Origin of the sequence: Streptomyces sp. NPDC006283 (assembly GCF_040613325.1) — a bacterium.
Classification (GTDB): Bacteria; Actinomycetota; Actinomycetes; order Streptomycetales; family Streptomycetaceae; genus Streptomyces.
Genome location: NZ_JBEXRZ010000004.1, coordinates 88,692 through 97,754, shown reverse-complemented (window position 1 = coordinate 97,754; position 9,063 = coordinate 88,692). Strand labels below are relative to the sequence as shown.

The 9,063-nt window shown below is 70.3% G+C and carries 6 protein-coding genes; 1 reads left to right on the top strand and 5 read right to left on the bottom strand.

Annotation, left to right across the window (positions count from 1 at the left end):
- Window positions 1-119: 119 nt before the first annotated feature.
- The 5 genes from ABZ070_RS02085 to ABZ070_RS02065 form a co-directional block, all read right to left on the bottom strand.
- Window positions 120-2,525, bottom strand: a complete 2,406-nt coding sequence (locus ABZ070_RS02085; protein WP_356628908.1) for an excinuclease ABC subunit UvrA — start codon at window positions 2,523-2,525, stop codon at window positions 120-122.
- Between the two features lie 218 nt (window positions 2,526-2,743).
- Window positions 2,744-3,160, bottom strand: a complete 417-nt coding sequence (locus ABZ070_RS02080; RefSeq protein WP_356628906.1) for a VOC family protein — start codon at window positions 3,158-3,160, stop codon at window positions 2,744-2,746.
- 5 nt (window positions 3,161-3,165) lie between these two features.
- Window positions 3,166-3,591, bottom strand: a complete 426-nt coding sequence (locus ABZ070_RS02075; RefSeq protein ID WP_356628904.1) for a helix-turn-helix transcriptional regulator — start codon at window positions 3,589-3,591, stop codon at window positions 3,166-3,168.
- A gap of 104 nt (window positions 3,592-3,695) precedes the next feature.
- The gene (locus tag ABZ070_RS02070) at window positions 3,696-6,089 is read right to left on the bottom strand and encodes a glycosyl hydrolase family 65 protein (RefSeq protein WP_356628902.1); all 2,394 of its coding nucleotides are present in this window, start codon (window positions 6,087-6,089) and stop codon (window positions 3,696-3,698) included.
- On the bottom strand, window positions 6,086-6,829 hold the full coding sequence (locus ABZ070_RS02065; RefSeq protein WP_356628900.1) for a beta-phosphoglucomutase family hydrolase: 744 nt from the start codon (window positions 6,827-6,829) through the stop codon (window positions 6,086-6,088). The genes ABZ070_RS02070 and ABZ070_RS02065 overlap by 4 nt, the downstream gene beginning before the upstream one ends.
- Window positions 6,830-6,972: 143 nt before the next feature.
- Between ABZ070_RS02065 and tkt the strand changes: the two genes are divergently transcribed.
- On the top strand, window positions 6,973-9,063 hold the full coding sequence (tkt, locus tag ABZ070_RS02060; protein ID WP_356628898.1) for a transketolase: 2,091 nt from the start codon (window positions 6,973-6,975) through the stop codon (window positions 9,061-9,063).

Genomic DNA, 9,063 nt, shown 5'->3' with positions numbered 1-9,063 from the left:
GGCCGAGAACGGACGCGTAGTGCGCGAGCGCCTCGTCGAGGGTGGCCACGTCCTGTGGTGTCTTCTCCCCGGTGAGTGGATGCCCACTCGGCGGGTCCGGATCGCAGACACTCCAGTCGTCAGGCGCCGACGTAGTCCGCGAGGTGCTCGCCGGTGAGGGTGGAACGGTCGGCGACGAGGTCGGCGGGCGTGCCCTCGAACACGATCCGACCGCCGTCGTGGCCTGCGCCGGGGCCGAGGTCGATGATCCAGTCGGCGTGCGCCATGACCGCCTGGTGGTGCTCGATCACGATGACCGACTTGCCGGCATCGACGAGCCGGTCGAGCAGGCCGAGCAGCTGCTCGACATCGGCGAGGTGGAGGCCGGTGGTCGGCTCGTCGAGGACGTAGACGCCGCCCTTCTCGGACATGTGCGTGGCCAACTTGAGCCGCTGCCGCTCGCCGCCGGACAGGGTGGTGAGCGGCTGGCCGAGGCTGAGGTAACCGAGCCCGACGTCCGCGAGCCGCTGCAGGATCTTGTGCGCGGCCGGTGTGTGCGCATCGCCGGAACCGAAGAACTCCTCGGCCTCGGTCACCGACATGGCCAGCACCTCGCTGATGTCCCGGCCGCCGAGGTGGTACTCCAGCACCGATGCCTGGAACCGCTTGCCCTCGCAGTCCTCGCAGGGGGTGGCGACACCCGCCATCATCGCCAGATCGGTATAGATGACGCCCGCGCCGTTGCAGGTGGGGCAGGCGCCCTCGGAGTTGGCGCTGAACAGCGCCGGCTTCACACCGTTGACCTTCGCGAACGCCTTGCGGATCGGGTCGAGCAGTCCCGTGTACGTCGCCGGGTTGCTGCGCCGCGAGCCGCGGATCGGGCTCTGGTCGATCGACACCACGCCCGTGTCGGCGGCCACCGACTGCTTCGGCAGTGACCCGTGCAGGAGCGAGCTCTTGCCGGAGCCGGCGACGCCGGTGACGACGGTGAGCACCCCGAGAGGGATGTCGATGTCGACGTCCCGAAGGTTGTTCGCCGACGCGCCGCGGATCTCCAGCGCGCCGGTGGGCTTCCGTACCGTCTCCTTGAGGGTGGCCCGGTCGTCGAGATGGCGGCCCGTGACCGTGCCGCCGGCCCGCAGCCCCTCGACGGTGCCCTCGAAGCAGACGGTGCCGCCGCCCGTTCCGGCACCGGGGCCGAGGTCGACGACGTGGTCGGCGATCGCGATCGCCTCCGGCTTGTGCTCCACGACGAGCACCGTGTTGCCCTTGTCCCGCAGACGCAGGAGCAGGTCGTTCATGCGCTGGATGTCGTGGGAATGCAGGCCGATGGTGGGCTCGTCGAAGACGTAGGTGACGTCGGTGAGCGAGGAGCCGAGGTGGCGGATCATCTTGACGCGCTGCGCCTCGCCGCCCGACAGCGTGCCCGCCGGCCGGTCGAGTGCGAGATAGCCGAGGCCGATCTCCACGAACGAGTCGAGGGTCCGCTGCAGCGCGGCGAGCAGAGGCGCCACCGAAGGTTCCTCGAGCCCGCGGATCCACTCGGCCAGGTCGCGGATCTCCATCGCACAGGCGTCGGCGATGCTGATCTGCTTGATCTTCGACGACCGGGCCCCCTCGCTGAGCCTGGTGCCGTCGCACTCGGGGCAGGTGGTGAAGGTGACGGCCCGCTCCACGAACGCCCGGATGTGCGGCTGCATCGCCTCCTTGTCCTTGGACAGGAAGGACTTCTGGATCTTCGGGATCAGCCCCTCGTAGGTGAGGTTGACGCCGTTGACCTTGACCTTGGTCGGCTCGCGGTAAAGAAAGTCCTGCATCTCCTTCTTGGTGAACCGGCGGATCGGCTTGTTCGGGTCGAGGAAGCCCGACTCGGCGTAGATCCCCACCGTCCACACGTTGTCCGACTTCCATCCGGGGATGGTGAACGCGCCCTCGGCGATGGACTTGGAGTCGTCGTAGAGCTGGGTGAGGTCGATGTCGGAGACCTTGCCCCGGCCTTCGCAGTGCGTGCACATGCCGCCGGTGCGGTTGTAGGTCGCCTTCACGGTCTTCGTCTTGGCGGAGCCGCGCTCGACGGTGATCCCGCCACTCGCCCGGACCGAGGCGGTGTTGAAGGAGTAGGCGCTGGGCGGGCCGATGTGCGGCTTGCCGAGCCGGCTGAAGAGGATGCGCAGCATCGCGTTGGCGTCGGTGGCGGTGCCGACGGTGGAACGGGGGTCGGCGCCCATCCGCTGCTGGTCGACTGTGATCACGGTGGTCAGTCCGTCGAGGACATCGACCTCGGGCCGCGCGAGGGTCGGCATGAAGCCCTGCACGAAGGAGCTGTACGTCTCGTTGATCAGCCGCTGCGACTCCGCGGCGATCGTGTTGAACACCAGCGAGCTCTTGCCCGAGCCCGAGACGCCGGTGAACACCGTCAGGCGGCGCTTCGGGATCTCGATGCTGACGTCCTTGAGGTTGTTCTCGCGCGCACCGTGTACCCGGATGAGATCGTGGCTGTCGGCAGCGTGCGGCGCAGGCGACTGCGTGTTCGTCCTCTTGGTCATGCTCTTTGTGTCTCCATCTGTCGGTCGGAGCCGCCTTCGCGGGCTCTTGGGCGTCGCCTGGCTCGATCTGCCCGGCTTCGAGCAGCACGTCTTGTTCTCCTGCGCCGGAGCCTCCCGGCCGGGGCGTTGCACCGGCGGGGAGGCTCCTTCACCTCACGCGCGGCCTGGACGGGGGGCGCGGTTCACCGGCAGGGCGGGCCGGCCCGCGGGACCGGAGCTCACTGCTTGCGTGGCTGAGTGAAGCGCAGCATGTTGCCGGCCGGGTCGCGGAAGGCGCAGTCGCGGACGCCGTAGGGCTGGTCGATCGGCTCCTGCAGCACCTCGCCGCCCGCGGCGCGGATGCGTTCGAAGGTGGCGTCGCAGTCGTCGGTCCTGAAGATGACACCGCGCAGCAGACCCTTCGCCAGCAGTTCCGCCATGGCCTCCCGGTCGGCGGGCGAGGCGTTCGGGTCCGCGAGCGGCGGCTCGAGGACGATCTCCACATCCGGCTGCGACGGCGAGCCGACGGTCACCCACCGCATTCCTTCGAATCCGACGTCGTTGCGCACCTCCAGGCCGAGAACGTCCCGGTAGAAGGCGAGCGCCTTGTCGTGGTCGTCGACGGCGATGAAGCACTGCGTCAGTGTGATGTCCATGCGCTTCACGCTACGGTCGGATGGACGGGTTGTGCTTCTCCATTCCTGACCGGACGCGTGTGGATCTTGGCGATGCAGGCCGGGACGGCGGCGCCCTCGTCATGCGGGCGGGCCCGGTAGGAGCTCGGGCTCTCGCCGACCAGCTCCGTGAAACGCGAGCTGAACGATCCCAGCGAGGTACAGCCGACCGCGAAGCAGACCTCCGTGACCGTCAGGTCGCCCCGCCGCAGCAGCGCCTTGGCCCGCTCGATCCGCCGCGTCATCAGGTAGCTGTACGGCGTCTCCCCGAAGGCGGCACGGAAGCTTCGGGAGAAGTGGCCCGGCGACATGAGGGCGAAGCGCGCGAGCGCCGGAACGTCGAGCGGCTCGGCGTATGCGCGGTCCATCAGGTCACGGGCCCGGCGCAGCCGGACGAGGTCCTCCAGTGTCACCCGACCACCATCCCACAGCGCCGCGCGCCGCGGGGCCGGGTCAGTGGAGGTTGGGCTTGTACTCCCGGTGCAGGCAATCCTGGGCCGGCCTCTCCCGCAGGTCTCTAGGCAGGTGTGTCGCCCTCCGGGCCAAGGACTCCGCCGAAGCGGTCGCCCTGCCTGTCCGCGGGGCGACGTGTTCTCGGCTGTTCCGGCTCGGGGTGGGCCGCCACCGGGAGCAGCGGCCGCTCGGCGGGTGCGGCGGCAGTGAGCGTCAGCGCTTCGCCGTGGTGGTGGATGTCCAGCGGCTCGCCGTGGACGAGGGTGTAGCGGGCGAGGCCGCCACCGATCTCCACGCGCAGCCGCCGACCCAGCACGACGACGCTGAACGCCAGCCGGGACAGCTGCTCGGGCAGCCGGGGCGAGAACCCGAACGCCCCGTCCCGCAGTCGCAGACCGCCGAAGCCGAGGACCAGGGCGATCCAGCTGCCGGCCAGGGAGGCGATGTGCAGCCCGTCGCGGGTGTTGTGCTCCAGGTCCTCCAGGTCCATCAGGGCCGCCTCGCCCAGATACGCGTAGGCCAGCCGAAGATGGCCGGTCTCCGCGGCCATCACGGACTGCGTGCAGGCCGAGAGGGAGGAGTCGCGCACTGTCAGCGCCTCGTAGTAGGCGAAATTGCGGGCCTTCTCCTCGGCGGTGAAGGCGTCCCCGCGCATCTGCATGGCGAGCACCAGGTCGGCCTGCTTGACGACCTGCTTGCGGTACAGGTCGAAGTAGGGGAAGTGCAGCAGCAGCGGATACTGCTCCGCTTCCGTGGCGTCGAAGTCCCACTGCTGGCAGCGGGTGAAGCCCTCCGCCTGCTCGTGGACTCCGAGCGCCTCGTTGTACGGGATCGCGACCGCCCCCGCCGCGTCCCGCCAGGCCGCGGTCTCCTCCTCGTCGACGCCCAGTTCACGGGCCCGGTCCGGGTGCCGGACCGCTGCCTCCGCTGCCGCCAGCAGATTCTGCTGGGCCATCAGATTGGTGTAGAGATTGTCGCGCGCCACGGCGCTGTACTCGTCGGGCCCGGTGACGCCGTCGATGTGGAAGGTGCCCTGGGAGTCGTGGTGGCCGAGCGAGTGCCAGAGCCGGGCCGTGTCCACCAGCAGATCGAGCCCCGGCCCTTTTTCGAACGCCTCGTCGCCGGTGGCGTTCACATAGCGCCGCACCGCGTCGGCGATGTCCGCGTTGACATGGAAGGCTGCCGTGCCGGCCGGCCAGTACGCCGAGCACTCCTGCCCGGTGATGGTCCGCCACGGGAAGGCGGCACCGGCGAGACCGAGCTGACGGGCCCGCCGGCGGGCGACCGGGAGCGTCGAATGACGCCATCGCAGCACCGGAGCGACCGCCTTCGGCGCCGTGAACGTGAGCACCGGCAGAACGAAGGACTCGATGTCCCAGAACGAGTGGCCGTCGTAGCCCGTCCCCGTCAGCCCCTTGCCCGGGATGGCTCGTTCCTCGCCCCGAGCGGCCGCCTGCAGCACGTGGAAGAGGGCGAACCGCACGGCCTGCTGGATCTGGGCGTCTCCGTCCACCTCGACGTCGGCGCCGGCCCAGAAGCGGTCGAGGTAGGCGCGCTGTTCGGCGAGCAGGCCCTCCCAGCCGGTGGCGCGCGCGGCTGCGAGCGCGGCATCGACCTGGTCGTGGACGGCCGGCAGGGACCGCTGGCCGGACCACCCGTACGACACGAACTTCACCAGGCGCAGCCGCCGGCCGGGTGCCAGCGAACTGATGACGGTGAGCCGGCTGATGTCCGGCTCGCTGTGGGCGGCCCAGGTGGTGCCCTCCGGCCCCTCGACCAGGTGGTCCGCCGCCGCTCCCACGAGCAGTCTGCTGCGTTCGGTGCAGTGCACCAGCCGAAGGCGGGTGCCCTGCGCGTAATGCTCCTGCGAGCGGAGCGGGGAGTCGACGGCGGCGGCGATCCGCGGGTCGTTTCCGCTGGCCGGCAGCTTCTCGTTGGCCACGAGTTCGGACTGGAGGACGACACGCGCGTCACCGTCCAGCGGCTCCACCTCGTACGCCACCGCTGCCACCGCCCGCTGGGTGAGCGACACCAGACGGGTGGAGGTGATGCGCAGTGAGCGGCCGGTCGGGGTGGTCCACTCGGCGGTACGGGTGAGCAGTCCGGAGCGGAAGTCGAGGACCCGCTCATGGGCCGTCAGTTCGCCGTAGCGCAGGTCGAACGGCTCGTCGTCGACCAGCAGTCGGATGATCTTCCCGTTGGTGACGTTGATCATCGTCTCGCCGGATTCGGGGTAGCCGTAGCCGGCCTCCGCGTACGGCAGCGGGTGCAGCTCGTGCACACCGTTGAGGTAGGTGCCCGGGAGCCCGTGCGGCTCGCCCTCGTCGAGGTTGCCGCGCCAGCCGATGTGCCCGTTGGCCAGGGCGAAGACCGACTCGCTCTGGGCCAGGACCTCCAGATTCAGCTCGGTCTCGCGCAGCCGCCACGGTTCCACCGCGAAGCTCGGGTGGCTGATCATCGGACCACCAGAAGCTCGGCGAGGTCGCCGACCACGGTGTCGGCGCCGTGCCGGCGCAGTGCGTCGGCCTGCCCGGCCCGGTCGACACCGACGACGAGCCCGAACCGGCCGGCCCGCCCGGACTCCACCCCGGCCAGCGCGTCCTCGAACACGGCGGCCGCGCCCGGTTCGACGCCCAGCGCGCGAGCCGCCGCCAGATAGGTGTCCGGCGACGGCTTCCCGCGCAGGTGCTGTTCCGCGGCGACGATGCCGTCGATGCGCTCCTCGAACAGGTCGGCGATGCCCGCGGCGACCAGCACGTCATGGCAATTGGCGCTGGAGGAGACCACCGCGCGCCGCAGACCTGCGTCCCGGACCGCCCGGACAAACGTCACCGAGCCCTCGTACGGCTGCACTCCCTGCTCGTGGATCAGCCGGAGCACCAGATCGTTCTTGCGGGTGCCCAGCCCGTACACCGTCTCGGCGTCCGGCGGATCGTCGGGCGTTCCCTCGGGCAGCTCCACGGAGCGCGAGGCGAGGAAGGTGCGGACCCCGTCGGCGCGCGGTCTGCCGTCCACGTACTCGTCGTAGTCACGCACCTCGTCGAACGGCACGAACGGCGTGCCGTCGCGTTCCGCTCTGCGGCGCAGGAAATCGTCGAACATCTCCTTCCACGCCGCCGCATGGACGGTCGCGGTCCGGGTGAGGACGCCGTCGAGGTCGAACAGGCACGCACGCACATGATCCGGGAGCCCCAGCATGCGGCGAGTCTAGGAGCGGCTACGCCACCCGGCACGGCGGTACGGCCACCCGGTGGAGCCCCCGGGCGGGCGCCGGAATGCAGGTCGTCGTGAGGCGTCGTGTACTGGACTGGCCGGATCTTGCCGAACATCAGGGAAGGCCCATGACCGACCTGGACGCTCTGTCGGTGAACACCGTCCGAGGCCTCTGTATGGACGCCGTGCAGCAGGCCGACTCCGGCCATCCGGGGACGCCGATGGGCATCGCGCCCGTCGCGTACACGCTGTGGCAGAGGTTCCTGCGGTTCGACCCGCAGGACCCCATCTGGCCCAACCGCGACCGCTTCGTTCTCTCCGAGGGGCACGCGTCGGTGCTGCTGTGGTCGCTGCTGCATCTGACCGGGGTCCGTGCCGTCGACCCCGACTACGAGGTGCTGGGACGGCCGTCGGTCGGGCTGGACGACCTGAAGTCGTTCCGCCAGCTCGACTCCCGCTGCCCCGGCCACCCCGAGTACCGGTGGACGAGCGGTGTCGAGACCACGACCGGGCCGCTCGGTCAGGGGGTCGCCACCTCCGTGGGCATGGCGATGGCGGGCAGGTGGCTGGCCGGGCGGTACAACCGGGACGACTTCCCGCTCTTCGACTTCGACGTGTACGCGCTGGCCGGCGACGGCTGCATGATGGAGGGCGTCGCCTCCGAGGCGGCCTCCCTCGCCGGGCACCACGGACTGTCCAACCTGTGCTGGATCTACGACTCCAACCGGGTCACCATCGAGGGCCACACGGACATCACGTTCACGGAGGACGTCGCCGCCCGGTTCCTCGCCTACGGCTGGAACGTGACCACGGTCGCCGATGCCAATGAACTCGAGGCCGTCGAGCGCGCGTTCCACTCCTTCCGGGCGGAGAGCGAGCGCCCCACCCTGATCGTCGTGCACAGCCACATCGGCTACGGCTCACCCGTCGAGGACTCGCCGAAGGCTCACGGTTCGCCGTTCGGGCCCGACGGAGTACGCGCCACCAAGCGCTTCCTGGGTATGCCGGCGGACGAGGACTTCTTCGTTCCCGACGGTGTGCGTGACTGGTTCGACCAGGGCATCGGCGCCCGTGGTGCCGCGCTGCGCACCGCGTGGCAGGAGCGGTTCGACGCCTACCGGGCCGCCTGGCCCGACCTGGCCGACGAACTGGAGCGCATGCAGCGCCGCGAACTCCCCGACGGCTGGGACAGTGGGCTGCCCGACTTTCCCGCCGATCCCAAGGGGCTGGCCACCAGGGAGTCCTCCGGCCAGGTTCTCAACGCTCTCGCGCAGCGCGTGCCGTGGCTCATCGGCGGCTCCGCCGACCTCTCGCCGTCGACCAAGACCCGGCTCACCTTCGACGGCGCGGGCGACTTCGAACCCGACGACCCGTCCGGACGCAATCTGCACCTCGGCATCCGGGAACACGCCTCCGCGGCCGTCGTCAACGGCATGGCGCTGACCAAGTTGCGACCGTTCTGGTCGGGGTTCCTCATCTTCTCCGACTACGCGAAGGCGGCCATCCGGCTGTCCGCGCTGATGGAGATCCCGGCCGTCCACATCTTCACCCACGACTCCATCGGCGTCGGCGAGGACGGGCCCACCCACCAGCCCGTCGAACAGCTCGCCGGACTCCGCGCGATGCCGGGTCTGCTGGTGTTCCGGCCGTGCGACGCCGGTGAAGTGGTCGAGACATGGCGAGTGGTCGCCGCGCTCCGCCACGAGCCGGCGGCGCTCGTCCTGTCCCGCCAGGCTCTGCCCACGCTCGACCGGTCGCGGCTCGCCGCCGCCTCCGGAGTCGCACGCGGCGGCTACGTCCTGGCCGACGCGCCTTCGGGAGAGCCGCAGGTGATCCTCCTCGCCACCGGATCGGAGGTGTCCCTGGCGCTGTCCGCCCGCGACGAACTCGCCGGGGAGGGCATCGAGGCCCGGGTGGTCAGCCTGCCGTGCTGGGAGTTGTTCGACCGTCAGCCGCGGGAGTACCGCGACCAGGTCCTGCCGCCGGCGGTGACCGCGCGGATCGGCATCGAGCAGGCCTCGACGTTCGGGTGGGACCGGTACGTGGGGGACGGCGGCGCCCTCATCGGCATGCACACCTACGGCGCGTCGGCACCGTTGAAGCAACTGCTGACGAAGTTCGGTTTCACCACCCAGCGGATCACCGAAGTGGCGCGCGAGTTGCTGGCAGCGCGCACCCACGCGGGGATCAGCCGCGAAGAACGGGGAGTTCGGCCATGA

Excerpts from the sequence above, each read along its gene's own strand:
- ABZ070_RS02085 (WP_356628908.1), bottom strand. The coding sequence starts at position 2,525 with ATGACCAAGAGGACGAACACGCAGTCGCCTGCGCCGCACGCTGCCGAC.
- ABZ070_RS02080 (WP_356628906.1), bottom strand. The coding sequence starts at position 3,160 with ATGGACATCACACTGACGCAGTGCTTCATCGCCGTCGACGACCACGAC.
- ABZ070_RS02070 (WP_356628902.1), bottom strand. The coding sequence starts at position 6,089 with ATGATCAGCCACCCGAGCTTCGCGGTGGAACCGTGGCGGCTGCGCGAG.
- ABZ070_RS02065 (WP_356628900.1), bottom strand. The coding sequence starts at position 6,829 with ATGCTGGGGCTCCCGGATCATGTGCGTGCGTGCCTGTTCGACCTCGAC.
- tkt (WP_356628898.1), top strand. The coding sequence starts at position 6,973 with ATGACCGACCTGGACGCTCTGTCGGTGAACACCGTCCGAGGCCTCTGT.